Source organism: Marinobacter sp. (genome assembly GCF_046484525.1).
Lineage (GTDB): Bacteria > Pseudomonadota > Gammaproteobacteria > Pseudomonadales > Oleiphilaceae > Marinobacter.
Window position 1 is genome coordinate 24,923 of sequence record NZ_JAWOIS010000010.1, and the last position, 25,933, is coordinate 50,855.

General features: G+C 60.1%; 27 protein-coding genes. 19 read left to right on the forward strand and 8 right to left on the reverse strand.

The window, feature by feature from the left end:
• The first annotated feature begins 21 nt into the window (after positions 1-21).
• The 8 genes from R6W86_RS01815 to R6W86_RS01850 all read left to right on the forward strand — a co-directional run bounded on the left by R6W86_RS01815 (position 22) and on the right by R6W86_RS01850 (position 6,529).
• Positions 22-486: an AsnC family transcriptional regulator gene (locus tag R6W86_RS01815; protein ID WP_410327688.1), complete on the forward strand. Its 465-nt coding sequence runs from the start codon at positions 22-24 to the stop codon at positions 484-486.
• A gap of 53 nt (positions 487-539) precedes the next feature.
• On the forward strand, positions 540-1,022 hold the full coding sequence (locus tag R6W86_RS01820; RefSeq protein ID WP_410327732.1) for an AsnC family protein: 483 nt from the start codon (positions 540-542) through the stop codon (positions 1,020-1,022).
• Positions 1,006-1,497 (forward strand): Lrp/AsnC family transcriptional regulator, encoded by a 492-nt coding sequence (locus R6W86_RS01825; RefSeq protein WP_410327689.1) that lies wholly within the window; start codon positions 1,006-1,008, stop codon positions 1,495-1,497. The genes R6W86_RS01820 and R6W86_RS01825 overlap by 17 nt, the downstream gene beginning before the upstream one ends.
• Positions 1,472-2,020 carry an Lrp/AsnC family transcriptional regulator gene (locus tag R6W86_RS01830; protein WP_410327690.1) on the forward strand — a complete coding sequence of 183 codons (549 nt, stop codon included), beginning with the start codon at positions 1,472-1,474 and terminating at the stop codon, positions 2,018-2,020. Before R6W86_RS01825 ends, R6W86_RS01830 begins: the two co-directional genes overlap by 26 nt.
• The gene (gene nirJ, locus R6W86_RS01835) at positions 2,008-3,204 is read left to right on the forward strand and encodes a heme d1 biosynthesis radical SAM protein NirJ (RefSeq protein ID WP_410327691.1); all 1,197 of its coding nucleotides are present in this window, start codon (positions 2,008-2,010) and stop codon (positions 3,202-3,204) included. The genes R6W86_RS01830 and nirJ overlap by 13 nt, the downstream gene beginning before the upstream one ends.
• Positions 3,205-3,215: 11 nt before the next feature.
• A complete protein-coding gene (gene cobA, locus R6W86_RS01840) occupies positions 3,216-4,052 on the forward strand; it encodes a uroporphyrinogen-III C-methyltransferase (RefSeq protein WP_410327692.1) in 837 nt (278 codons plus the stop codon).
• 88 nt (positions 4,053-4,140) lie between these two features.
• Positions 4,141-5,607 carry a cytochrome D1 domain-containing protein gene (locus R6W86_RS01845; protein WP_410327733.1) on the forward strand — a complete coding sequence of 489 codons (1,467 nt, stop codon included), beginning with the start codon at positions 4,141-4,143 and terminating at the stop codon, positions 5,605-5,607.
• 211 nt (positions 5,608-5,818) lie between these two features.
• On the forward strand, positions 5,819-6,529 hold the full coding sequence (locus R6W86_RS01850) for a Crp/Fnr family transcriptional regulator (RefSeq protein WP_410327693.1): 711 nt from the start codon (positions 5,819-5,821) through the stop codon (positions 6,527-6,529).
• A gap of 72 nt (positions 6,530-6,601) precedes the next feature.
• Here R6W86_RS01850 and wrbA read toward each other — a convergent pair whose 3' ends face one another.
• Complete coding sequence (wrbA, locus tag R6W86_RS01855; protein ID WP_410327694.1) at positions 6,602-7,201, reverse strand: NAD(P)H:quinone oxidoreductase; 600 nt, start codon at positions 7,199-7,201, stop codon at positions 6,602-6,604.
• Between the two features lie 186 nt (positions 7,202-7,387).
• Here wrbA and trhA point away from each other — a divergent pair, with 186 nt between their 5' ends.
• The gene (trhA, locus tag R6W86_RS01860) at positions 7,388-8,053 is read left to right on the forward strand and encodes a PAQR family membrane homeostasis protein TrhA (protein WP_410327695.1); all 666 of its coding nucleotides are present in this window, start codon (positions 7,388-7,390) and stop codon (positions 8,051-8,053) included.
• Here trhA and R6W86_RS01865 read toward each other — a convergent pair whose 3' ends face one another.
• Complete coding sequence (locus R6W86_RS01865) at positions 8,054-8,617, reverse strand: Yip1 family protein (protein WP_410327696.1); 564 nt, start codon at positions 8,615-8,617, stop codon at positions 8,054-8,056.
• Between the two features lie 74 nt (positions 8,618-8,691).
• Between R6W86_RS01865 and R6W86_RS01870 the strand changes: the two genes are divergently transcribed.
• Positions 8,692-9,843: an NnrS family protein gene (locus R6W86_RS01870; protein ID WP_410327697.1), complete on the forward strand. Its 1,152-nt coding sequence runs from the start codon at positions 8,692-8,694 to the stop codon at positions 9,841-9,843.
• A gap of 255 nt (positions 9,844-10,098) precedes the next feature.
• Positions 10,099-11,691 (forward strand): antiporter, encoded by a 1,593-nt coding sequence (locus tag R6W86_RS01875; protein WP_410327698.1) that lies wholly within the window; start codon positions 10,099-10,101, stop codon positions 11,689-11,691.
• Positions 11,692-11,781: 90 nt separating this feature from the next.
• Here the strand turns inward: R6W86_RS01875 and R6W86_RS01880 are convergent, their stop codons facing one another.
• The 3 genes from R6W86_RS01880 to R6W86_RS01890 form a co-directional block, all read right to left on the reverse strand.
• The gene (locus R6W86_RS01880) at positions 11,782-12,597 is read right to left on the reverse strand and encodes a class I SAM-dependent methyltransferase (protein WP_410327699.1); all 816 of its coding nucleotides are present in this window, start codon (positions 12,595-12,597) and stop codon (positions 11,782-11,784) included.
• A gap of 191 nt (positions 12,598-12,788) precedes the next feature.
• Entirely contained in the window at positions 12,789-14,294 is a 1,506-nt protein-coding gene (locus R6W86_RS01885) for an MFS transporter (RefSeq protein WP_410327700.1), read from the reverse strand.
• Positions 14,295-14,339: 45 nt separating this feature from the next.
• Positions 14,340-14,801 (reverse strand): universal stress protein, encoded by a 462-nt coding sequence (locus R6W86_RS01890; RefSeq protein ID WP_410327701.1) that lies wholly within the window; start codon positions 14,799-14,801, stop codon positions 14,340-14,342.
• 278 nt (positions 14,802-15,079) lie between these two features.
• On the opposite strand from R6W86_RS01890, the gene R6W86_RS01895 reads away from it, so the two are divergent.
• The 3 genes from R6W86_RS01895 (at position 15,080) to R6W86_RS01905 (ending at position 17,905) form a co-directional block, all read left to right on the forward strand.
• Positions 15,080-16,438 (forward strand): MFS transporter, encoded by a 1,359-nt coding sequence (locus tag R6W86_RS01895; protein ID WP_410327702.1) that lies wholly within the window; start codon positions 15,080-15,082, stop codon positions 16,436-16,438.
• 100 nt (positions 16,439-16,538) lie between these two features.
• Positions 16,539-16,994, forward strand: a complete 456-nt coding sequence (locus tag R6W86_RS01900) for an EVE domain-containing protein (RefSeq protein WP_410327703.1) — start codon at positions 16,539-16,541, stop codon at positions 16,992-16,994.
• A gap of 89 nt (positions 16,995-17,083) precedes the next feature.
• Positions 17,084-17,905 carry an ion transporter gene (locus R6W86_RS01905; protein ID WP_410327704.1) on the forward strand — a complete coding sequence of 274 codons (822 nt, stop codon included), beginning with the start codon at positions 17,084-17,086 and terminating at the stop codon, positions 17,903-17,905.
• Here the strand turns inward: R6W86_RS01905 and R6W86_RS01910 are convergent, their stop codons facing one another.
• Positions 17,906-18,283 (reverse strand): SirB2 family protein, encoded by a 378-nt coding sequence (locus tag R6W86_RS01910; protein ID WP_410327705.1) that lies wholly within the window; start codon positions 18,281-18,283, stop codon positions 17,906-17,908.
• Between the two features lie 125 nt (positions 18,284-18,408).
• Here R6W86_RS01910 and R6W86_RS01915 point away from each other — a divergent pair, with 125 nt between their 5' ends.
• Positions 18,409-19,593 (forward strand): NnrS family protein, encoded by a 1,185-nt coding sequence (locus tag R6W86_RS01915; protein ID WP_410327706.1) that lies wholly within the window; start codon positions 18,409-18,411, stop codon positions 19,591-19,593.
• A 32-nt stretch (positions 19,594-19,625) separates the two neighbouring features.
• Here R6W86_RS01915 and R6W86_RS01920 read toward each other — a convergent pair whose 3' ends face one another.
• Complete coding sequence (locus R6W86_RS01920; protein WP_410327707.1) at positions 19,626-20,150, reverse strand: SRPBCC family protein; 525 nt, start codon at positions 20,148-20,150, stop codon at positions 19,626-19,628.
• Between the two features lie 218 nt (positions 20,151-20,368).
• Between R6W86_RS01920 and fabA the strand changes: the two genes are divergently transcribed.
• Both fabA and fabB read left to right on the forward strand, forming a co-directional pair.
• Positions 20,369-20,878 (forward strand): bifunctional 3-hydroxydecanoyl-ACP dehydratase/trans-2-decenoyl-ACP isomerase, encoded by a 510-nt coding sequence (gene fabA / locus R6W86_RS01925; protein WP_410327708.1) that lies wholly within the window; start codon positions 20,369-20,371, stop codon positions 20,876-20,878.
• An 11-nt stretch (positions 20,879-20,889) separates the two neighbouring features.
• On the forward strand, positions 20,890-22,101 hold the full coding sequence (gene fabB / locus R6W86_RS01930) for a beta-ketoacyl-ACP synthase I (RefSeq protein ID WP_410327709.1): 1,212 nt from the start codon (positions 20,890-20,892) through the stop codon (positions 22,099-22,101).
• On the opposite strand, the gene R6W86_RS01935 is transcribed toward fabB, so the two are convergent.
• Positions 22,088-22,444, reverse strand: a complete 357-nt coding sequence (locus R6W86_RS01935; protein WP_092006579.1) for a helix-turn-helix transcriptional regulator — start codon at positions 22,442-22,444, stop codon at positions 22,088-22,090. The genes fabB and R6W86_RS01935 overlap by 14 nt on opposite strands.
• 196 nt (positions 22,445-22,640) lie before the next feature.
• On the opposite strand from R6W86_RS01935, the gene yegQ reads away from it, so the two are divergent.
• Both yegQ and sufB read left to right on the forward strand, forming a co-directional pair.
• Positions 22,641-23,960 carry a tRNA 5-hydroxyuridine modification protein YegQ gene (gene yegQ / locus R6W86_RS01940; protein ID WP_410327710.1) on the forward strand — a complete coding sequence of 440 codons (1,320 nt, stop codon included), beginning with the start codon at positions 22,641-22,643 and terminating at the stop codon, positions 23,958-23,960.
• A 475-nt stretch (positions 23,961-24,435) separates the two neighbouring features.
• Complete coding sequence (sufB, locus tag R6W86_RS01945; RefSeq protein WP_410327711.1) at positions 24,436-25,884, forward strand: Fe-S cluster assembly protein SufB; 1,449 nt, start codon at positions 24,436-24,438, stop codon at positions 25,882-25,884.
• Positions 25,885-25,933 lie beyond the last annotated feature (49 nt).

The window sequence follows — 25,933 nt, forward strand, 5'->3', positions numbered from 1 at the left end:
TCCGGCCCGGAGGACAGACCAATGAGACTGGATAGTACTGACAAGCAACTGATCAACCTGTACCAGCGGAATCTCCCGGTGTGCGAGCGTCCCTACCTGGAGATGTCACGGCAACTGGGTATCTCCGAGGGTGAGGTTATCAACCGCTTGCAGACCCTCCAGTCCGATCAGGTCATCAGCCGGGTCGGACCGGTATTCGAACACCGGCGGGCAGGCGCCAGCCTGCTTGCCGCGGTGGCAGCGCCAGATGAGCAGATGGACCTGGTGGCTGCCCGCATCAATCGTGCCCCCGGGGTCAATCACAACTACGCCCGGGAACACACCTACAACCTCTGGTTCGTCATGACCGCACCGGATGAAGACACTCTGGATGAGCGGCTCGACGAGCTGGAACACCAGCTGCGCCTGCCCATGCTGAGGTTGCCCATGGTCGAGGGCTACCACATCGATCTGGGTTTCGACATCGACTGGAAGGCGTTGCCGTGAACACGTTCATTGATTACCTGGCGGTGGTACCGGAAGTGGCCGGCCAGGGGCCGATCAGCGCCTGGGGACTGTTACGGCTCCGACAGCGGCTGGAACATGGGCTGCCCCTGACCGCCCGACCCTGGCAGACCCTCGCCGAGCAGACCGGCCTGACGGAACAGGAAGTCATGACCGCAGTAGACCAGTGGCAGGCCCAGGGCCTGATCAAACGACTCGGCCTGGTAGTGAAACACCGAACCCTGGGCTACACCGCCAACGCCATGGTGGTCTGGAACGTGCCGGATCGTTGGGTGACATCGGTTGGCCGGGCCATTGCCGGGGTTCCTTTCGTGACCCTTTGCTATCAGCGGCCTCGACGGCTACCGGACTGGCCCTACAACCTGTTCTGCATGATTCATGGCGTCAATCGCAACCAGGTGTTGGACCAGATCGACTGTCTCATCGCCGACAAACACCTTCAGGACTTTCCCCATGCGGTGCTGTTCAGCACCAAAGCTTACCGTCAACGGGGAGGCCGTTATGTCAGTCCCGATTGAGCGCCCGCTACGAGAGGCACGGCAGCCGGAGTTCACCGATCAGGAGAAAGCAGTGATCAACCGGCTCCAGCACGGCCTGCCCCTGGTTGCTAATCCGTACATGACCGTGGCCGAAGAACTCGGAATCAGCGAACAGGCTCTGCTCGACACCCTTGAAAGACTGCTGGAAGAGCGTGTCTTTACCCGTTTCGGCCCGATGTTCAATGCCGGTGAAATGGGCGGCGGCCTGACGCTCGCGGCGATGCGCGTTGCCGAACCGGACTTCGACCGGGTCGCCAGTCAGGTCAACGCATTGGATGAAGTGGCTCACAACTATCGCCGGGATCATGAACTGAACATGTGGTTCGTTCTGGCAACCGAGACCGGGGAAGGCATCGCCGAGGTAATCGAACAGATCGAGGCGCGCACCGGCTACCCAGTCTACAACATGCCCAAGGAGGAGGAGTTCCATGTCCGTCTCCACTTTCCCGTCTGAACGGGACACTGGCACCAATTACCAGCTTTGCGCCAAGGACCGGCAACTTATCCTGGCCACCCAGGCGGGCCTGCCGTTGACTTCTGACCCCTGGGCCACGCTGGGCGAGCGACTGGGCATCCCGGCGGACGAAGTCCTGGCCCGTTTCCATCGCATGCAGGAAGCCGGCGTGTTACGGAGGGTGGCCGCGGTGCCCGATCACTACAAACTCGGTTACCGCTTTAACGGCATGACCGTTTGGGATATTGACGACAAGGCCGTCTCGACGATGGGTCAACGCGTCGGTGAACTGCCCTTTGTCAGCCACTGCTACCGCCGCCCCAGGCACCAGCCCTGGTGGACTTATAACCTGTTTGCCATGGTCCACGGTACCAGCCAACAGGAAGTGGAAGACAAGGCGAGGCAGATCAAAGACCTGCTGGGAACCACCTGTTCCGGCCACAGCATCCTGTACAGCTCGGCGATTCTCAAGAAAACCGGCTTACGACTGAAAAAGCAGGGAGATCCCTCATGTTCCGAATGACCCGCTACATCAAGAGCCTGATGCATCCGACGCCGGTGCGTCCAGTTCCGAAGCCCTCCGGCCCGGTGGTAATCTGGAACCTGATCCGCCGCTGCAATCTCACCTGCAAACACTGTTATTCGATCTCGGCGGATATCGACTTCAAGGGCGAGCTGAGCACTGAGGAAGTCTATGCCACCATGGACGACCTCAAAGCCTTCGGTGTGCCGGTACTGATCCTCTCCGGCGGGGAACCGCTGATGCGCCCGGACATCTTCGAGATCTCCCATCGGGCCAAGTCCATGGGCTTTTATGTGGGCCTGTCCACCAACGGCACCCTGATCACCGAAGGCAACATCGGAAAGATTGCCGAGGTGGGCTACGACTACGTCGGCATCAGCATCGATGGCCTGGAGGAGACCCACGACGCCTTCCGCCAGAAAAAAGGCGCCTTCCGCGAATCCATGCACGCCGTTGCCCTGTGCAAGCAGGCCGGTATCAAGGTGGGCCTCCGCTTCACCCTGACCCAGGACAACTACCCGGAACTGCCGGCCATGCTTGACATGCTGGACGAGCATCACATCGACAAGTTCTACCTGTCGCACCTGAACTATTCCGGCCGGGGCGGCCGCAACCGCAAGCGCGATGCCTGGTATGACATGACCCGGGAAGCTATGACCCTGCTGTTCAATCACTGCCATGACGAGCTGAAGCGCGGCATCGAACGGGAATACGTGACCGGCAACAACGACGCGGACGGCCCCTTCCTGATTGAATGGGCCAAGGAGCATTACCCGGACCAGGTACCGGCCCTGGAGCAGCGCCTGACCAACTGGGGCGGCAATTCCTCCGGCGTCAACATTTCCAATATCGACAACCTGGGCATCGTGCACCCGGACACCTTCTGGTGGGATTACAACCTGGGTAGTGTCCGGCAAACCCCGTTCTCGAAAATCTGGTCCGAAGCCCGGGATCCCCTGATGCAGGGTTTCCGCCAACACCCAAGACCCGTCAAGGGCCGCTGCGCCGGTTGCAAATACCTCGGTATCTGCAACGGCAACACCCGGGTGCGGGCCTACAACATTTCCAGGGACTTCTGGGAAGAAGATCCCGGCTGTTACCTGACTAACGAGGAAATCGGTGTGGTGGATGCGCCCCGACGTGTGGCCGCCCCGGTGACAGAGATTCCGGTACACAATCTGTGAGGAGTGGCGCCATGACCCCCAATCCAAGGAAGAAATGCCTGGTGGAATTCCAGCTCGCGGAGCAGCCGCTACGCCCCGGTGAAGTCGCCATTGTCGGCGCCGGCCCCGGCGATCCTGGCCTGCTGACGCTGCGGGCCCTGATGCTGATTCAGCAGGCGGACGCTATCGTCTATGACCGTCTGGTGTCGCCCCAGATCATGGAATTGGTCAACCCCGGTGCCGAGCGCATCCACGTAGGCAAGGCCAGTGGTTGCCATTACGTGCCCCAGGAGGAAACCAACGAACTGCTGGTCAAACTTGCCACACAGAAACGCCGAGTGGTCAGGCTCAAGGGCGGCGACCCGTACATCTTCGGCCGTGGCGGCGAAGAGGCAGAGGTGCTGGTGGACAACGACATCGATTTCCTGGTTGTGCCCGGCATCACCTCCGCCGCCGGTTGCGCCTCCTACTGCGGCATTCCTCTCACCCACCGGGACTATGCCCAAAGCGTGACGTTCGTTACCGGCCACCGCAAAGCCGACCATTCCCTGGAGCTGAACTGGGCCGTACTCGCGGCTCCGGGCCAGACCCGTGTGTTCTACATGGGTCTGCACAACGCCCCCACTATTGTCCGGGAACTGACCGCCCATGGCCTCGCGGCCGACTGCCCGGTGGCCTTGGTGGAGCGCGGGACGACTCCCCTGCAACACATGACGGTGACCTCCCTTGAGGATCTGGAAGACACCATCCACCGGGAAGATTTCCAACCCCCGACGCTGATCATTGTCGGTGACGTGGTCAAACTGGCCGAGAAGCTGGCCCGGCCGGCCCAGGCGGGCTGGGACAGCGCCCTGACGCGCCCGGCCTGATCAGCATCCGACAACCCGGAACATGGAGCCATCCCCGGTGACGCAACACAGACTTCCGACCAGCCAAATCCTGAAATCCGCCCTGTTAATGGGCGCCAGCCTGCTTGCCGCGCCGGCCCTGCAGGCGGATACCGGCGCGCAAACTGAAGCTCTTTACCAGCAACACTGCGCCAGCTGCCATGGCTCCGACCGGCTCGGCGGTATGGGCCCGGCCCTGTTACCGGAAAACCTCTCCCGCCTGCGCCAGGCCGAAGCCGAGAGCGTCATCGCCGCCGGCCGCCCTGCCACACAAATGCCGGCCTTTGGCGATACCCTGAGCCAGGATTCGGTCACGGCGCTGGCCAGCTTTATTTACCAGCCGCCGGAAGTCACGCCGGTCTGGGGCAAACAGGAAATCCTTGCCAGCCACTTGTTGCCCTATCCTCAAGGCAGCCTGCCAGATGAGCCGGTATACGATGCGGACATGATGAACCTGTTCCTGGTGGTGGAAATCGGCGATCACCACGTCACCATCCTCGACGGCGACAAGATGGAACCCATCCACCGCTTCCCGAGCCGCTACGCCCTGCATGGCGGGCCCAAATACAGCCCGGATGGCCGCTACGTCTACTTCGGTTCCCGGGACGGCTGGATCACCAAGTACGATCTCTACAACCTGGAAGTGGTTGCGGAAGTCCGTGCCGGTATCAACATGCGCAACATCGCGGTTTCCGCCGATGGCAACCACGTCATGGCCGCCAACTACCTGCCCCACACCCTGGTTCTGTTCGACGCCACGAATCTCGAACTCATGGAGATTATTCCGGTGGAAAACGACGCCGGCGACAGCTCCCGGGTCAGCGCCGTCTATGCTGCTCCACCCCGGGACAGCTTCATTGCAGCGCTCAAGGACATACCCGAAGCCTGGGAAATCAGCGTGAAAGATGGCAGGGCCGAGGTTCGCCGGATGCAAACCGATACCTGGCTGGACGATTTCTTCTTCGACCCCGGCTACGAACACCTCATCGGCGCCGCCCGCGACGGCAAGCACGGTTATGTGATCAACCTCGACACCGGTAACACCATCGCCAAGCTTCCGCTTCCCGGCATGCCCCACCTGGGTTCCGGCATTACCTGGGAATACCAGGGCCGCCGGGTGATGGCCACACCCCACTTCCGCACCGGCGCCGTGTCCATCATCGACATGGATAACTGGGAAGTGATCAAAACCCTGGAAACCGAGGGCCCCGGATTCTTCATGCGCAGTCATGAAAACTCCCCGTACGCCTGGGTGGATGTGTTCTTCGGCCCCAACAGGGACAAGGTCCACGTCATTGACAAGCAGAGCCTGGAGATCGTCAAAACGCTTCAGCCGGCCCCGGGCAAGGTCGCTGCCCACGTGGAATTCGACCGCTACGGCAAAAAGCTGCTGCTGAGCGTCTGGGACAAGGACGGCGCCGTCATCGTCTACGATGCCAACACCCTGAAGGAGGAGAAACGTATTCCGATGAACAAGCCTTCCGGCAAGTACAACGTCTGGAACAAGATCAACTACGAGGAGGGGACCAGCCACTGAGGTCCCGCGGGAACGAACATGGGGGCAGATGAAAGCTTTCATCTGACCCCGACTTGGCGATGCCTACTCAGAGTTTGGGGCCCCACGCCCGGTCCTCCCCCGACCTTTCAGCCCTAATCGACTCAGTGAAAAAGCCTTAATGATTTAAGTCATTTCAAAAGATGTTTTTCTGATACCATAATTTACCCATAGTCCAATCGGGGTCAGAACCATGAACAGCATCTTCAGGCCAGACGTCTCCTCCGCCCCCTGCATGCTGGGCGAGAACAACCCGGACATTATCCAACAAGACAGCGCACCTGCCGAAGTCGCTCTGCTTAACGGCCTCAGCCGCGTGTTCGGTATACGCCTGGGCAACGACCAACGTAGTCCGGAAGCCCGTTTTCTCGGCGATCTGACCCGCCTGTTCCATCAACGCCGGATAGATGGCGAGATGAACCTGGAGAAACATGATTGCCCGTGGGCGAATGTCTATCTCATCCAGTACGGCATTCTCAGGCTGTTCCGGGAAGCGCCCAACAGCAAAATCTCCGTACACCACTTCTTCTCCGAGGGCGACCTGGTGTGGCCAGTGTTTGGCCGCAGCCGGACGGTACGCAATACCCTGTGCCTGACTTCCAGTACGCCCGCTACCCTATGGGTCGCGGACTTTGCCGCGTTCCGGTCTGCCATCCAGTCCCATGGTGACGGGCTGTGGCCCCGCTTTGCCCTGGCACTGACCGAGGAACTGGCGGAACTCACCAGCATGCGGGAGTTCCGGAAACACACTATGCCGGCGCGCGAGCGCTACAAGCTGTTGCTGGAGGAGTATCCGGAGCTGGTGCGACGGGTGCCGGACAACCAGTTGGCGTCCTGGCTGGGGGTGGTGCCAGCAACTTTCTCACGACTGAAAACCGGTGCCACTGAACGGTCAGCTCGCTGATTCCGCCAAAAAAAGGGCAGCCAGGAATCCTGACTGCCCAAAACCGCTCAACGCTTTGCAGAGCAATGTCGATTAACCGTAAAGCTTCACCGCCAGCTCGGCTACGTGCTTGCCCTGGAAGCGGGCAATGGTGATTTCCTTTTCGCTCGGCTGACGTGAACCGTCACCGCCGGCGATGGTGGTCGCGCCATAGGGGGTGCCACCGCTGGTCTCGGAGATATCGAAGAACTCCGGAATGCCGTACCCCAGGGGCACGATGACCATGCCGTGGTGGGCCAGGGTGGTCCAGAAAGAGGTAATGGTCTGTTCCTGGCCGCCGCCAGTCCCGGTGGATGCAAACACACTCGCCACCTTGCCGTGCAGTTTGCCTTCGGCCCACAGGCCGCCGGTCTGGTCCAGGAAGTTGCGCATCTGGCCGGACATGTTGCCAAAGCGGGTCGGCGTGCCGAAGATGATGGCGTCGTAGTTGGCCAGTTCCTGCGGGTCGGCGACAGGTGCGTCCTGGTCCGCCTTGCCGCCGGCATTCAGGAATGCCTGCTCCGGCATGGTTTCCGGCACTCTCTTGATCACTACCTCTGCGCCTTCAACACGGCGGACACCCTCAGCCACTGTTTCGGCCATGGTTTCGATGTGGCCGTACATGGAATGATAAAGAACAAGAACTTTCGCCATCGGTAACCTCCCGTTATGCAAGTATGTACGGAAGGTTACCGCCAGCTGGATGACCATGAAACCGGAAGTTTTCAGATGCCTTATTCAGTTTTTCTGAACGTGGTCACAGGATGTTCATCCCGAACCATTGCGTACAGGTGTACGCTGAAGTACCTTGGACCAATGACTCATCCAGACTCCCCTCCAATGACCCACACACAACAGACCAGTGACTCCATTCACCATCGCATAGAGGAGTGGCTGAACAGTGCCACCCATGGGATTGGCGCCCTGCTCAGCGTTATCGGCACTGTGGCATTGATTGCCGGCGCAAGCCAGTCGGGCGATGCCTGGAAGATCGTCAGCTTCAGCATCTTCGGGGCGTCCCTGATGCTTCTGTACCTGGCCTCGGCGCTCTATCACGGCACCAGGCGGCCGGAGCTGAAGCGGGCCTTCAAGACCCTGGATCACTGCGCCATTTTCCTGCTGATCGCCGGTACCTACACACCGTTCCTGCTGGTGAATATGCGGGGTACCGTGGGCTGGACCCTGTTTGCGGTGATCTGGTCGCTGGCACTGACCGGGGTGATTCTCAAGATCATCTTCAAGAACCGCTTCAAGCTGGCACGGGTGGGAATCTACATTGCGATGGGCTGGCTGATCACCTTCGCCTCATCGGACCTGGTGGCCAGCCTCAGTGAAACCGCACTCAACCTGACCATCGCCGGCGGCGTTGTGTACACCGCCGGCGTGGCCTTCTACCTGGCGGACCGCATTCCCTATATGCACGCGGTCTGGCACCTGTTCGTCATCGGCGGCAGCGCCTGCCACTTCAGCGCCATCTACTACGGTGTTCTGCCTTACGCCGCCTGATCAGAATGCCCAGACCATCGCCATCAGGACCCCCCAGGCCAGCAGGGACGCGGCCATAATGGTGTAGGTGGCCGACATCATCTCGATGTCGTTGTCCTTACGCTCACAGATTGAACGCAACCCCTGATACACCAGCGCACAAGACAGAAACAGCCCGGCAAACACCGCTACCACGCTTACCGCCAGCGCCGGAACCAGCAACGCCAACGATGACAGCCACAGGGGCAGAGGCGCCATGGCAGCCAGGAGATAGGAATCCTGGTAACTGACTTCCAGCTTGTGACTATCAAGCACGGCGTGAATCAGCCATCCCATGACAAAGAACGTGAGCAGCTCTGCCAGGAACAGGATCGTGGTGATGAAACGCCATTCCTTGCCACCGAAGCCCTGGATAAAGCTGTCCCCGTATTGGGTGCCGGCGTAATAAAGCAATACCGGCGGCAGGAAGGACATGGGTACCACTACAACCCAGGCCAGGAAGGGAATGGAGAGGTTCAGGCGCCGCAGTTCCGACCAGGCGCCATTGCCAGAGAATGGCAGACGGGCGAGTTGTGTAATATTCATGATGCACCTTTACAGATCGGCCTCCGATACTTTTAACTGTTAGCCTTGCACCACCTATCGGTCAAGGACAACAGATGACCTCGGACAAGTCGGCCCGCCCCCGCAAAAACATTCATGCGTTCTGGCTGTTCTTTCCGGCCGCCGCCATTCTTGCCGCTATTGCCGTGCCCCTGTCCATTTACGGGGTGTTGTCGGACACCGGCTGGCCGCCAGGGCTGCTGGCGGCCGGACACGGTCATGAACTGGTCTTCGGTTTTGCCCTGGCGCTGATTGCCGGCTATACCCTCGGCCCACAGCCCCGCCGGATACTGGCCCCCCTGTTCATCCTGTGGTTACTGGCACGAATCACTTGGTTGCTGGCGCCGGACAGTTGGCCCGCTCAGTTGTTGAGCCCCGCCTTTGCGTTGCTGCTGGCCCGTTACGTGGTGCCCCGGTTCAACGCCGCCAAAAAATGGCGCAACAAGATAGCCGGCCCTCTGATCCTGGTGCTCTGCCTGATGGTTCCGGGCTTCTGGCTTACGGGGCTGGTCGGGCTGGAAAACCTGATTCCGGGCCGTACTCGACTCCTGCAATCCGCGGTTCTGGGCCTGCTGCTGTTAATGACCTTTATGGGTGGCCGGATCATTGCGCCGGCGGTCGCCGGCACCCTGGAAAAGAAAGGCTTCTCCCTTGAGGCCAGGGTCCAGCCGAGAATCGAGGGAGCGCTGATTGTGCTACTGATCGTGGCCATGGGCCTGACCATGAGTTCAGCCACCGACCGATTGGCCGGTGCAGTGCTCTTGTGCGCAGCTCTGCTGATTACTGTCAGGATTCTCCGGTGGCGCCTTTGGCTCTGCCCGGAGCGGCCGGATCTGCTGGTGTTCGCGGCCGGCTATCTCTGGCTTGCCGCTGGCGCTGTAGTCGCCGGCACCCATCTGCTCGCCGGTATCACCGTAACACCGGCCCTGCACCTGATTACGGTCGGAGCCCTGGGAACGCTCTCCGCCAGCGTCATGTTGCGACTGGCCTGGCAGCGGGCCTCGCGCTGCCCGCCACCGGGCTGGCAACCCGTCAGTCTGGCTGCCATGCTCGGCCTGTCTGCGATTTTCCGCTACCTCGCCGGCCCCACGCCCTTCTCCAGCCCCGGCTGGCTGTGGTTGTCCGCCGGGCTCTGGTGCGTAGCCTATCTTGGGGTCGGCACGCAGCTTTTGATCCTCTACCGGCTCGCTCACAACCGCCGGAAATGATTGGCTACCTCTACTGCGCCAGCACCGCCACAGGCTACCACTTTGGAAATATCACTATTGCAACCTGTTGTTTTTAAAGATCTATATGCGCCCATCAAGAGAGATAAACGGTGTTGCGATTCGGCATCACAATTTGACCATTCATTTCCTTGATTCATATCAAGAATTGTTCCGCCACTTGATTTGCACAATGACACCAAACCCAAATAGCCACGGGGTTCCGTGGTGCCAGGGCAGTAAATCAAGGAGTAGAAAATGGCCAAAACCAATGCAGACATCGAACACTGGGATGTCGAAAGTGAGGAGTTCTGGGAGCGGGAGGGCAAGCGCGTTGCCACCCGCAACCTGTGGATCTCTATCCCCAGCCTGTTGATGGGATTCGCCATCTGGCTGATGTGGGGCATGATCACCGCCCAGATGAAGAACCTGGGCTTCCCGTTCACGGTGGACCAGTTGTTCACCCTGACCGCGATTGCCGGTCTCTCCGGCGCCACCCTGCGGATTCCGGCCTCGTTCATGATCAAGATTGCCGGTGGCCGTAACACGGTTTTCCTGACCACTGCACTGCTGATGCTCCCGGCGCTCGGCACTGGCATCGCCCTGATGAATCCGGACACACCATTCATCGTGTTCCAGGCACTCGCGCTGCTCTCGGGCATCGGCGGCGGTAACTTCGCCTGTTCCATGAGCAACATCAGTGCCTTCTACCCCAAGAGCAAACAGGGTTATGGCCTGGGCATGAACGCCGGGCTCGGCAACTTCGGCGTTACCACCATGCAGGTCCTGATCCCGCTGGTGATGACGGTGGGTATCTTCGGCGCCCTCGCCGGCGATCCGATGCAACTACAAAGCCCCAGCGGCACCCTGATCGGCCGCATTGACGCCGGTACCGACACCTGGATCCAGAACGCCGGCTTCATCTGGCTGGTCTTCCTGATCCCGCTGGCGTTCGCCGGCTGGTTCGGCATGAACAACCTGAAGGTAGTCACCCCGAACCCGGGCAACCCGATGTCCGCCTTCGGCAAGATCCTCGGCCTCTATGGCGTCGGTCTGCTCACCTCCATCATCGGCGTCTGGGCTCTGGACATCCTGAACATGTGGCTTGCCCTGCCGCTGACCATCATCCTGACCGTAGTCCTGCTGCGCCTCATTCCCGGCGACATCCAGCCCAACATCAAGAAGCAGTTCGCCATTTTCAGCAACAAGCACACCTGGTCCATGACCGTGCTGTACATCCTGACCTTCGGCTCCTTCATCGGTTTCTCCGCGGCGCTGCCGCTGTCCATCAGCGTCATCTTCGGCAACATGATGGAAGTGGGAGCCGACGGCACCATGACCCGGGTGGTCAACCCGGATGCGCCGAGCGCTCTCACCTGGGCCTGGATGGGACCGTTCGTGGGCGCGCTGATCCGCCCGGTGGGTGGCTGGATTTCCGACAAAATGGGCGGCTCCATCGTGACCCAGATTATCTCCGTGGTCATGGTGGTCGCTTCCGTGGCAACCGGTTACGTGATGATGCTGGCCTACAACTCCACCGATCCGAACAGCTACTTCGCCCTGTTCCTGATCCTGTTCATCATTATGTTTGCCGCCAGCGGTATCGGTAACGGCTCCACCTTCCGCAGCATCGGCTTCATCTTCGACCAGCAGCAGAAAGGACCGGTCCTGGGCTGGACCTCAGCCATCGCCGCCTACGGTGCCTTCATTGCCCCACGGGTCATGGGCCAGGAGATCCAGGCAGGCACCCCGGAAGTGGCCATGTACGGCTTCGCAGTGTTCTACGCGGTGTGCCTGGTGGTGAACTGGTGGTTCTACCTGCGCAAGAACGCCTACATCAAGAACCCATAAACCACGACAGCCCCTCCCGGCAACCGGCTTCCACAGTGGAAGCCGGTTGCTTTTTGTTTTCTGCCAGATCGGGTTCTTCGCAGGGCTCCATCAAGCCTTCAGTGCTGTGGCAATGTGAACCGGGATCGCAAACTCCACGGCACCATCCGGTCCGGAAAACCGCGCCAACGCCCGCTCGGCCTCCCGGATCACCCTTTCGATGGCTTGATCGTCCAGCCGGATACCGGCGAAGGGAAACCAGCCCCGGACATCAGAGAGAATCATCGTTGTCACATCCGGGAAGTGGGCCTTTCCGTTACCCCCGGTAAGCACAACATCATCAATGCCAGCCTCGGCAAAGCAGGATGCCAGAGCCTCGGGATCCCCCAGCGCAAACGGGCTGCGCAGGGCTTGGCCGACGTTCTCGCCAACCACACGGGCGTATATATCAGCCACCGCGGCATAGGCGGGCAGTTTGTCCAGGGAGCCAAAAACAGCCACCGCAAGCCGTCCTCCCGGCACCACAACCCTCATCATCTCCCGCAGTGCCATCTCCGGGTCCGGGAACAACATCAGGCCAAACTGGCTCACGACCGCGTCAAACTGCCCGTCACCGTAGGGCAGCGCCCCGGCTGCCCCCTGCTTCCAGTCAACGGTCTGTGGCCCCCGCGCTCTTGCGACCGTCAACATTGCGGGGTTGATGTCAAGCGCCGACACGGCACCCTGCTCGCCCACCCGTTGAGCCAGAGTCCGGGTCAGCACTCCGGTACCACAGGCAACATCGAGCACCCGCTGCCCTTCCCGGACGCCGGCAGCATCTGCCACCGTGTCGGTCCACTGGTCGAACAGCGCCGGCACGAGCATCTGTTCATAGGCTTGCGCAACTCGTTCGAACGGTTGGCTCGCCTCACCAAGCTCCTTCTCCATGGTCATCTCCCTCCCTGTTCATGTTGGGTTTACCCCGACTTGCCGGAGAGCGCGACTCTCCTGCAGTATGGATTTGACCGGTTTTCCAGGCAGATTACGCCCCACTTTTCCCGTTCCGGACCCGCCCCGGCGGCAGACGTAAAAAAGCCCGCCGGGATTGCTCCGGGCGGGCCTGTTGCTCAGGGGCAGGTTCAGCTGGTAGTGGCTGCCGCCTGCCGAAGACGCTCCTCTTCCTCAATCTGACGGTCCACGGAAGAAACGTGGTACTCATCAGAGAAACCGCTTTCCGGCTCCTTCAGCCACATCACACACAGCACCCAGCTGATGAAGGCACCGGCGGCGATGATGTAGAAGAACTGGGTCGGGGTGACGAAGGTGAAGATGGTGAGGTAGACCACCGCGCCAACGTTACCGTAGGCCCCCGCCATACCGGAGATCTGACCGGTAAGCCGGCGCTTTATGGAGGGAATGATGCCGAACGTGGCGCCCTCGGCACCCTGCACGAAGAAAGACGTGAACACGGTAATACCCACAGCGATGATCAGTGGCCAGCTGGAGTTCATCAGGCCCATCATGGCGAAGCCGACTGCGATACCGAACATGTAGCTGAGCATCACGAAGCGGCGGTTACCCATGCGATCCGAAACCAGGCCCCCCATGGGACGGGCCACCAGGTTTACGAAGGCAAAGGAAGCGGCAATCAGGCCTGCCGCGGTGGCGCTCAGGCTCCATGTTTCCTCGAAGAACATAGGCAACATGGAGACTACGGCCAGCTCAGCGCCGAAGTTGGCGAAGTAGGTGCTGTTCAGGGCCGCGACGCTGTTGAACGGATACTTGTCGTCCTCCGGCACACCCTTTTTCAGGATAGGCACATTGACCCGCAGGATCTGGATGATCTGGTAACAGACGATGGCAAAGATCACCGCGTAGCAGATGACGGCACCGGTGGTGCTGAGGTAGCCCATATTCTGGATACGCCAGACCAGGATGGCCAGCACGCCCACCAGGGGAATGGTCCAGAGAATCAACTTGACCATGTCACCCCAGGTGCTCACCTCCAGGGCTACCGCCTTGCGGGGCTTGCGGTGCACGGTACCGGTCGGGCCGTCGGTAATGGCAAACCAGTAGTAGACGCCATAGGCCGCCATGACAATGGCGCTCTGGGCAATGGCCCAGCGCCAGCCGTCTTCGCCACCATACATGTGCAGGGCGATGGTCGGCAGGGAGATGGCGGCCGCGGCGGAACCGAAGTTGCCCCAGCCGGCGTAGAAACCTTCGGCAAAGCCGATGTCCTTGGGCTTGAACCACATGGCGGTCATGTGAATACCCACCACGAAGCTGGCGCCAATGGAGCTGAGCACCAGGCGGCTGACCAGCAGCTGGGTCATGGTGTTACCGAAAGCGAAGACCAGTGCAGGTATGGACATCAGTACCATCAGTACCGAAAACACCCGGCGGGGACCGAACCGGTCCAGGGCCATGCCCACCACGATCCGGGCCGGAATGGTCAGCGCCACGTTGCAGATAGCAAACAGACGGAGGTCGTCGGTGGTCAGCCAGTCCACGCTCTTGAGCATGCTGGAGGCCAGCGGCGCCATGTTAAACCACACGTAGAAGGTAATAAAGAATGCAATCCAGGTCAGGTGCAGCGCCTTGATCTCGGCGTTCCTGAAGCGGAAGACGTCTGCGACTTTCATTTCAGCCTCCTCAGGCTATCAATCAGAATTTCGGAAGTGGCCGTCTCAACGGCTGGGCAGAATCAGGAGCGGACACTGGATCCGACGGGCGAGGAACGAGCTCACACTGCCGAAGGTCATGTAATCCAGTTCATCCACAAAATAGGTGAGCGAACGGGCGATGAAACCACCGTCCGGTTCATGGCTGTGGCGGGCAATCACCAGCATGTCCGGGTGGATCTTTTTCTCGGCGGCGTACAGCAGCATCTTGCGGGGATCACCCTCGAGCAGCATGGTCTCGGCGGTCACTTCCTCTTTACCGCAAACTTCCATGGCCTCGCTCAGATAATCTTTCAGTTCGGTGACTTCCTGCTGGAACAGGTCCTCGTTACCCGAGGTTATGTCCCGAGGATTTTCCGCTACTGCCACCAGGGTAAGCTGCAGCTTCAGGTCTCGAAACATGGTGATGGTCTGCGCCAGCGCCAGCCTGGCATTCCGCGAACCATCGTAGGCAATCATGATCTTCATGGGCTTCTCCGAAGGCAGGTTTCCGCCCCTTCGAAAGGGGCGTCAATTGATATCTGTCAGCCATTAGCCCACTTTCCATTCCCGCCATAATTGACGTAAATCAACACCTATGGCGCGTACCCCACGAGAGAAATCAAGGACCTATCACCTCCCGGGAAAAATCCTGCACTTTCCTACCACCACTGCATCCAACTGGAGGTACCTCCAATGCCCCGCATGAAAAAACCCTGTATTTGTTATGGTTAAAGCATCATTGAATTCAGGAATGGAGGGCAGCAATGACCACTACTGCGACGCGACCTCAGCAGTATCGCGCGCTGGGCCTATCGACCTTCGCGTTCACCCTGTGCTTTGCGGTATGGACCATCTTTTCCATCATCGGGATCCGGATTGCCGAGGACCTGGGGCTATCGGATACCCAGCTCGGGCTGCTGATGGCCACCCCGATCCTCACCGGCTCCATCAGCCGGTTATTCCTGGGTATCTGGACGGACCGCTACGGCGGGCGCTGGGTGTTCGGCATCCTGATGCTCACCACTGCCGCCTGCGTGTACCTGCTCACCTTCGCCACCACCTACCCCATGCTGCTGGTTGGCGCCCTGGGGGTTGGCCTGGCCGGTGGTTCGTTCATTGTCGGGGTGGCCTACACCGCCGCCTGGTTCGAGAAGGAGCGCCAGGGCACGGCGCTGGGAATCTTCGGTGCGGGTAATGTGGGGTCGGCGGTGACCAATTTCGGCGCCCCGTTCCTGCTGGTGGCCTTTGGTTGGGAGCAGACCGCCCAGATCTACGCGACGGTGCTGGCCATCATGGGCGTGGTGTTCATTGTCCTGGCCAAAGAAGATCCGCTTGCCGCAGAGCGCGGTGGCGAGACGGCCAAATCCTTCATGGAACAGATGGAGCCGCTCAAGGAGTTGCGAGTCTGGCGCTTTGCTCTGTACTACTTTTTCGTATTCGGCGCCTTTGTGGCCCTGGCCCTGTGGCTGCCGCACTACCTGATCGGCGTGTACGGCCTCGATATCAAGACCGCCGGTATGATCGCCGCGCTCTATACCATCCCCGCTTCCCTGTTCCGGATTCTAGGCGGCTGGCTATCTGACCGTTTTGGTGCCCGGCGCGTGATGTACTGGACCTTCATCGCCTCGGTCGTCTGTACCTTCCTCCTCAGCTACCCGCCCACCGATTACGTTGTGCAAGGTATCAAAGGGGATATCCGGTTCACCCTGGACATGAGCCTGCCGATGTTTATGGTGCTGATCTTCACCCTGGGCTTCTTCATGTCCCTGGGCAAGGCGGCCGTGTACAAGCACATTCCGGTGTACTACCCGATGCACGTTGGCGCCGTCGGTGGCGTTGTCGGCATGATCGGCGGGCTGGGCGGTTTCATCCTGCCACTGACCTTCGGAGCCCTGAACGATATCACCGGTATCTGGCAGAGCTGCTTTATGCTGATGTTCGTCATCGTGGCTGCCGCACTGGTCTGGATGCACTACGCCATCCGCATCGCGGAACGGGAAGAGTGGGCTGCCCATGAGGAACGGACCGACCTGCCGGAACTGGCCACGCCGCACCTGTTCTACCCGCTGAATCGCCCGCACCATCAACCACCCGTCGGCAAGACACCGCCGAAACGGGACTGACACGGGTTCTCTCCGGCAAGCCTCGCTTGCAACACTGCGCCCCCGGCCTCCGGGGGCTTTTTTGCTGGTATACTGGGCCCGCTAACCAAGTGAGGACATCATGGCAAAGTGGCTGGTCAAGACAGAGCCTTCCGAATGCGGCATCGAGGATTTTGCCCGGGCACCCGAACAATCCATCCCCTGGGACGGTGTGCGCAACTACCAGGCCAGAAACTTCCTGAGGGAGATGAACAAAGGGGATGAGGTCTTCATCTACCACTCCAGCTGCAAACACATCGGTGTTGCCGGGACTGTGGAGGTGGTCAGAAGCGCCTATCCGGACCCCACCCAGTTCGACGAATCCTCTGGCTATCACGATCCGAAGAGCGCTCCGGACAAGCCTCGCTGGGATGCGGTGGACCTGAAGTTTGTCCGCACACTGCCCCGGCTGATACCGCTGGACGAACTCAAGACCCTCCCGGGCCTCGAGAACCTGCCCCTGGTGCGCAAAGGCAACCGGTTATCGGTGATGCCGGTGAGCGAGTCAGAATGGCAGATCATCCTCGGCCAGGCCTGAGCCAATCAAGACATCAGGGTAAATATCCTACCCCCAACCCCCGACAGCCATTAGAATTGGCGCCGGTTTTCTTTACGCGGAGCTCCAGCATGTCCCCGGAACTGAGTCCTGTTGCCGGTTTCAACACCCTGCGCCGGATCGAATCCAGCAAGATCTTTCAGGGCGCTGTCATTGCCATCATCATCCTGTCAGCCCTGACCATTGGCGCCAAGACCTACGATCTGCCACCGTTGGTGGAGCAGAGCCTGACGGTCATGGACAACGCCATCACCGTGTTCTTCCTGATCGAGATACTGTTCCGGTTAGCCGCCTGTCCGGTCAAACGGCGGTTCCTGCTGGACGGCTGGAACCTGTTTGACACCATCGTGGTGATCGGCAGCCTGATCCCGCTGGACAACTCCGAGGCCGTGCTGCTGGGTCGACTGCTCCGGGTATTCCGGGTCCTGCGCCTGGTCTCCGTGGTGCCGGAGCTCCGGTTCCTGATCAATTCCCTGCTCAAGGCCATCCCCCGCATGGGCTACATCGCCCTTCTGATGTTCATCATCTTCTACATCTACGCGGCCATGGGCGCGCTGTTCTTTGCGGATGTGGACAAGGAGCTGTGGGGCGATGTCGCCATCGCCATGCTCACCCTGTTCCGGGTCGCGACGTTCGAGGACTGGACCGATGTGATGTATGCCACCATGGAGCAGTACCCGCTCAGCTGGCTGTACTACCTCACCTTCATCTTCCTGACCGCCTTCGTGTTCCTGAACATGATGATCGGCGCCATTCTGGAAGTAATGGGCGAGGAACAGAACGCCAAGCAGGCCCAGAAAGCCCACGATGAAAGGGACGAGATCGCCCGGCAGCTCCAGGCGGTGCAGGAACAGCTGCAGGAACTGACCCGGACGATCTCGGAACGGCGCTGATCAGCCGAATACCGGCTTGGTCACGGCCAGATGGAAAATGGCCCCGATCTGGATGAATGCCAGAACAGCGGCGAAGACCCGGACCGGGGTGCCGAGGGTGGTTTTCAGGGCAAACAGACCAGCGACGATGTAGCCAACCAGCAGGAAGATCTTGGCCGTCAGCCAGCCGTGGACAAAGGGCATCCAGGGTGTCACAAACAGCAGACTGATGGCTGCCACCAGCAGGATGGTGTCGTTGGCATGGGGAATCCAGCGCAGCGGCGTGTGCCGCCATTCCGGTCGACCGACGGCGTCCATCAGCAATCTCAGGGCAAACAACACCACCGTGATGTACGCTGTTGTTATGTGCAGGTGTTTCAAAATCACGTAGGCACTCATAAGACTTCCATTCTGAATCAATGTTATAGCGGCATTGTACGCAAAGATACCCGGTTGGGGGTATGGCCATTTCCGGCAGGAACGAATAACATATAATATATATACATGTATTATGGAGGCCCGCCATGCAGGCAATCCCGAACTCGGCGACCACGGATGCGGCCAGCGTCCGCCAGCTGTTCAGCTATCCGTTTCGCATCTTCTTCCTGTCCATGACCGTATTGGCCCTGCTGGTGGTGCCGGTGTGGGTGATGCAGGTAACCGGCGTGCTGAATCTGCCGCTCGCCATGCCCGGCCTGTTTTGGCACCAGCACGAAATGCTGTTCGGGTTCCTGAGCGCGGCCGTCGCCGGCTTTTTGCTGACCGCGGTTTGCGTCTGGACCGGGACCAACCGAACCCATGGGGCCAGACTTGTAGCGCTCTGGGGCGTCTGGCTGGCAGGCCGACTGTTGCTGGCCTTCGGTGGCGGTCTGCCGGACTGGCTGGTCCACACCGTCAACCTGGCGTTCCTGCCCCTGGTCATGATTGATGCCGGTTGGCGCGTCTGGCATGCACGGCAGAAGCGGCAACTGATGATCCTGGTGATACTGGGCCTGCTCTGGCTAATGCAGACCGGGTTTGTACTGCGACTGGACATGACCTACAGCTATGGCGCCCTGATCATGGCCATGGCGTTGATCAGCATCATTGGCGGACGCATCACGCCGGCCTTTTCCAGTGGCTGGTTGCGCCAGCGCGGCCTCGATGCCTCAGGCATCCGTATGGTGCCTGCCCTGGACATGGCCACCCTGTTCTCCATGATCCTGCTGATGGCTTCTTTGGTCACCGGCTGGCAAACCGTAAGCGGAGTGCTCGCCATCGTCGCCGCAACCCTGATGCTGGTCCGGCTGGCCGGCTGGAAGGGCTGGCTGTTCCGCAAGGAACCGCTGTTGTGGATCCTGCATCTGTCCATTCTCTGGGTTCCGGTAGCGCTGGCACTTCTGGCCGGCACCCTGCTGGCCGGATGGCCATCCAATGCCTGGAGCCACGCCGCCGGCACCGGGGCTGTCAGCTGCCTGATCCTTGGCGTGATCGCCCGGGTTTCACTGGGCCACACCGGCCGGCCACTGGTATTGCCTCGAGGCATGGTGCTGGCCTTCATTGCCATTCACCTGGCAGCGCTGATCAGGGTGCTCACGGCCCTGGACATCATTCCCTGGCACCCGGGCATCGGCAGCAGCACCGTATTGTGGTTCCTGGCGTTCGGGCTGTTCCTGGTCCGCTACACCGGAGTATTGGCTTCACCGAGGCCGGACGGAAAGGAAGGGTAAGTCAGGAAGGGAGTTGGTCAGCTGGCTGCCGCTCAGGCAGCCAGCTTTTCTTTTGCCAGCTCGGAGAAGACCGCACGGGCCTGCCGGAACCGGTCAGCGGGAAAGTGGATGCTGATACCCTCAAGGGCGGCCATCAGCATTTCCAAATGGGCATCCCAGCCGGCGCAGGCAATGGGCACCAGCTCATCGTTGGGCAGAGACAGGGTCAGGCGGAGCCGGGTTGCCTCGCCGGATTCCCCGAGCGGGTCGAGCTCCCAGGCCAACGGTCGCTCCGGGTCATCACCGGCACTCCACGAGTAGGCCAGCAAACGCGGCGGCTCGCAAGCCCGGATGTGGCAGTCGATGGGTGTTCCGCTGTTGCCAAAATCCAGCTGCACCCTGCCACCGGGACGCTGCTCGATGACGCCCGGCGCCAGCCAGCGGGCCAGGTGCACGGAATCGGTCAACATTTCCCAAACCCGTGCCAGCGAATGCTCGATCTTCCGCTCCAGTTGAATCTCGACCCGATCACCCTGCAGTGCCAGATCGCCCTCAATTGTCAGTTCTTCGCCACTCATAGACACCTCCGGGAAATACCGTTTCGGGACGGTTCCAGATTCAGGTTCGGGTCAGGCTAGCAAAGGCCGGGAACGGGATCTTTGATGACTGTCAATTGACCCTTTCCGGGGGCTCCGGAACCCCGAATTCAGACAATCATCCACTAAAGGTCAATAGCACCGGCCCGATTAGGCGCTAAAGTATGAGTAAATCATTTTGTAACTGAGACACTGGCATTATGAACCCGGATCATTTTGACAAAGAAGACCTGATCAAGTGTGGCCATGGCGAGCTGTTCCCCGGCAACATGCGCCTGCCCATTGACCAGATGCTGATGTTCGACCGCATCACTCACATCGCAGATGACGATGGCCTGTATGGCAAGGGGAGCATCGTGGCCGAACTGGACATCAACCCGGACCTCTGGTTCTTCAAGGTTCACTTTGTTGATGATCCCGTCATGCCCGGCTGCCTGGGCCTCGATGCCATGTGGCAACTGGTCGGATTCTTCCTGGCCTGGGGTGGCGGCGAAGGCAAGGGGCGTGCGCTCGGTTCCGGTGAGGTGAAATTTACCGGCCAGGTGCTGCCCACTGCCAAGAAGGTAACCTACCGTCTGGATCTCAAGCGCGTGATCCGGCGCAAGCTGACCATGGCGATTGCCGATGGCCGGATGGAAGTGGATGGCCGGGAAATCTACACCGCCAAGGACCTCCGGGTTGGCATGTTCACCTCGACCGATGATTTTTAGGAGTTAACAGGATGCGTCGCGTTGTTATCACCGGCATGGGGATTGTCTCCAGCCTGGGAACCAACCAGAAAGAAGTAGCCCAGTCCCTCCGCGACTCAAAGCCGGGGATTGGCTTCAGCCAGCAAGCAAAGGACAACGGCCTGCGCAGTCACGTATGCGGCCAGATCGACCTGAACCTGCCCGAGCTGATCGATCGCAAGCTCTGGCGCTTTATGTGCCCGGCTTCCGGATACACCTACCTGGCCATGCGCGAAGCCATCGAGCAGGCCGGCCTCACTGACGAGCACATCAAGGCCGACACCACCGGCGTGATCTTCGGTCAGGGCGGCGCGTCCACCGTGGAACTGCTGGACTCCATCGACACCCATCGTGAAAAAGGCATCCGCCGGGTCGGTCCTTACCGGGTACCACGCACCATGGGTAGCGCCATCAATGCCTCCATCGCTACCGGCTTCGGCATCCGCGGCATCAACTACGGCATCACTTCCGCCTGTGCCACCAGCGCCCACGCCATCGGCCACGCCGCCGACCTGATCGCACTTGGCCGCCAAGACATCATGTTTGCCGGCGGCGGCGAGGACATCCACTGGACCCTGAGCCTTCTGTTCGATGCCATGGGCGCCCTGTCCACCAAGTACAACGACACCCCGGAACTGGCCTCCCGTACCTATGACGCCGACCGCGATGGTTTCGTTATCTCCGGCGGTGGCGGTGTCTTGGCTCTGGAAGCGCTCGAACATGCCGAAGCCCGGGGCGCCAATATCCTGGCGGAACTGGTTGGATTCGGAGCCACCTCCGACGGCGCAGACATGGTCGCCCCCAGTGGTGAAGGCGCCGTACGCTGCATGAAGCAGGCCATGAAGAACCTGGAGGGCGAAATCAGCTACGTAAACACCCACGGCACCAGCACGCCGGCCGGGGACATCACCGAGCTGAAAGCCCTCAAGGAAACCTTCGGCGACAAGATCCCGCCACTGAGCTCAACCAAGCCGCTGTGCGGCCACGCCCTGGGCGCCGCCGGCGTCCACGAAGCCATCTACAGCCTGATCATGCTTCGGGAAGGCTTCATCGCCCCGTCCGCCAACATCCAGAACCTGGATGAAGGTGCCGAAGGCTATCCGATTGTCCGTGAACGCAGGGATAATCAGAACCTGGACTTGGTAATGAGCAACAGCTTCGGCTTTGGTGGTACCAACGCCACCCTGGTCTTCAAGAGAGTCTGAGGGAACGGTATTCAGCCGGGGAAGTACCCATCCAGCGCTTGAAAGCCCGGCTGAATGCACTCAATTCCGAGAACCCAAGCTGCTCGGCAATTTCCACCAGCGGCTTGGTTTTATCCTGCATATAGGTAAGTGCCTGCTTCCGGCGAACTTCCTCCAGCAAGCTGGCAAAGGTCAACCCTTCGCGTTTCAGCTTCTTGTGCAGGGTGTAACGGCTCATGTGCAACTGGGAAGCCACAACCTCTACCCCGACCTTGCCGCGGGCAAGCTGAACGGTGATCAGTGAACTCACACGGGCACTCAACGACGCCCGCGCAACCTCCGGCCTCAGAGGCTCTGATGCCATGAACGATTCCTCCTGTATTCTATCTGGCCTTATCTGGCAAGACATTTAGCGTACACATGTTAGCCGAAAACAATCAATAAGACCTTTGAGCGAGATCAAAGCCAACTCTCACGCTTTCCGGCAAACTGCGCGCCTTCGTAATGTCACCATGGCGGGACTGTACCCGCCCCGCACCGAGAACACCCGGAGTTTTACTATGACCACCCCGGAACTGCTTGCCCCGGCGGGCACCCCAGATCACCTGGAAACCGCCTTTGCCTATGGCGCCGACGCGGTCTACGCGGGCCAGCCACGCTACTCCCTGAGAGTAAGAAACAACAGTTTCAAGGACGCTGCAGCCCTGGGCGCCGGCATCAACCGCGCCCACGAACTGGGAAAACAGTTCTACCTGGTCTCCAACATCGCGCCCCACAACGACAAGGTACGCAGTTACCTCAAGGACCTGGAGCCGGTGATCGAACGGGGCCCGGACGCCCTGATCATGTCCGACCCCGGCCTGATCATGCTGGTCCGGGAGAAATGGCCGGACCAGCCCATCCATCTCTCTGTCCAGGCCAATGCGGTGAACTGGGCCACCGTCGAATTCTGGCGCCGCCAGGGCATCAGCCGAGTCATCCTGTCCCGGGAACTGGCCCTGAACGAAATCCGCGAAATCCGCGAGCGGGTTCCCGACATGGAACTGGAGGTCTTCGTTCACGGCGCCCTGTGCATGGCCTACTCCGGCCGCTGCCTGCTGTCCGGCTACATGAACCACCGGGACGCCAACCAGGGCGCCTGCACCAACGCCTGCCGCTGGAATTACAAAGAAGTTCAACACAGCCACGACCAGACCGGTGACCTGATCGCCACCTCCGCCGGCAGCGATGTGCAGGAAATCGAACCCCGGGAAATTCTCCTGGAAGAGCCCAACCGCCCCGGCGGCTTCATACCCGCCTACGAAGATGAACACGGCACCTACATCATGAATTCCAAGGATCTGCGCGCCGTCCAGCACGTGGCGGAACTGGTCAAAATGGGCGTCCACTCCCTGAAAATCGAAGGCCGCACCAAAAGCACCTACTACGTCGCCCGCACCACCCAGGTCTACCGCCGCGCCATCGACGACGCCGTCGCCGGCACAGGCTTCGACATGGGCCTGATGAACGAACTCGAGGCCCTCTCCAACCGCGGCTACACTGAAGGCTTCCTCCGCCGCCACCTGCCCCAGGAATACCAGACCTACGAACAGGGCTCCTCCTTCCTCGGCACCCAGCAGGTGGTAGGCACCATTGCTGATGCGGATGACCGTTGGCTGACCATCGACGTCAAAAACAAGTTCGCCCCCGGCGACCAGCTGGAACTGATTACCCCGGCGGGTAACCTTCGGTTCAGTGCGGAAAGCATGGAAAACAGGAACGGCGAGGCGATGGACTATGCACCGGGCAGTGGTCATGTCGTGAAAATTCCCAAGCCGGACCACCTGCCGGAGCCCCTTGACCACACCTACCTGACCCGGATCTTACCCGCCGGCGAATAGCAATTAGTCTGAAGCAGAGGGCAGATCTTGCCTCCCCAGACTGTGTGTTGCCAGGGATGGCAACACCAAGCCCCCATGGATGGGTTCACGGCGTGTCTGGGGAGGCAAGGTCTGCCCTCTGCCCCTTCAATTTCATGCAGTCCTGCTAAAGGTCAGACTATCACTCCAATTGTCAGCGCCCTTAGTGCCCCAAAGGCCGATTAAGGTATAATCCCTACACGCTCGATTTAATACCTGACTAATTTACTCTGGTATTGTATAATCGCTCGCCAGAAAGAACGGATTCCGCCCAATTCAACGACCCGGGCACCAGAAATTCGTCATCCAAAAACCGATTGCAGGGCGTACTCACGGAGTGAGCGACCACTGGAACACCCAACTAGACTGAGTATATCCGCCCGCCAGCCCAACCAAACGGCTGCCGGTGACACCAGGGGCCAAGAGCCCGAGATGAGAGAATTACGGAGCGACGATCATGGCGACCACCGACAAAGAGGTGAACGAGCTGATCAAACGGGAATACGAACACGGCTTTGTGACCGAAATCGAAGCCGACACGTTCGAACCCGGACTGAACGAAGACGTCATTGCCCGGCTTTCCGCCATCAAGAAAGAGCCGGAGTGGATGCTGGAATGGCGCCTGAAAGCCTATCGTCGCTGGCTCGAAATGGAAGAGCCGGACTGGGCTCACGTCGGTTACCCGAAAATCGACTACAACTCGATTTCCTACTATTCCGCGCCCAAGCGCAAGGAAGACATGCCCCAGAGCCTGGACGAAATCGATCCGGAGCTGCTGAAAACCTATGAAAAGCTGGGCATCCCCCTGCACGAGCGCGAAAAGCTGGCCGGCGTAGCGGTCGACGCGGTATTCGACTCTGTTTCCGTCGCCACCACCTTCAAAGAGCCGCTGGCGAAAGCAGGCGTCATCTTCTGCTCGATTTCCGAAGCCGTCCGGGACTACCCCGAACTGGTGCGGAAATACCTGGGTACCGTCGTACCCCACGGTGACAACTTCTTTGCCGGCCTGAATTCCGCGGTCTTCTCCGACGGCACCTTCGTGTATGTACCGAAGGGCGTACGCTGCCCGATGGAGCTGTCGACCTACTTCCGCATCAACGCCGCCAACACCGGCCAGTTCGAGCGCACCCTGATCATTGCCGACGAAGGCAGCTACGTAAGCTACCTGGAAGGCTGCACCGCGCCCATGCGGGACGAGAACCAGCTGCACGCCGCCGTGGTGGAACTGATAGCCCTTGACGATGCCCAGATCAAGTACTCCACCGTCCAGAACTGGTACCCGGGCGACGAGAACGGCAAGGGCGGGATCTACAACTTCGTCACCAAGCGTGGCGCCTGTATCGGCAAGAACTCCAAGATCTCCTGGACCCAGGTGGAGACCGGTTCCGCCATCACCTGGAAGTATCCGAGCTGCGTCCTCAGGGGCGAAAACAGCGTGGGCGAGTTCTACTCCGTAGCGCTGACCCACAATTACCAGCAGGCCGATACCGGTACCAAGATGATCCACCTGGGCAAGAACACCCGGAGCACCATCATCTCCAAGGGTATTTCTGCCGGCAAGAGCTCCAACGCCTACCGGGGCCTGGTGAAATTCGGCCCGGGCGCGGAAGGTGCGCGTAACTTTACCCAGTGTGACTCGCTGCTGATCGGCGACCGCTGTGGTGCCCACACTTTCCCGTACATCGAGAGCAAGAACAAATCCGCCATCGTCGAGCACGAGGCCACCACGTCCAAGGTCAGTGACGAGCAGATGTTCCTTTGCCGCCAGCGTGGTATTGACCCGGAACAGGCCGTCTCAATGATCGTGAACGGCTTCTGCAAGGAAGTGTTCAAGGAGCTGCCGATGGAATTCGCCGTGGAAGCCGGCAAGCTGCTGGAAGTGAGCCTCGAAGGCTCCGTGGGGTGATCCGGCCCGGCTTCACTGGAAACGCATTCATACAGATTCAGAGATAGAG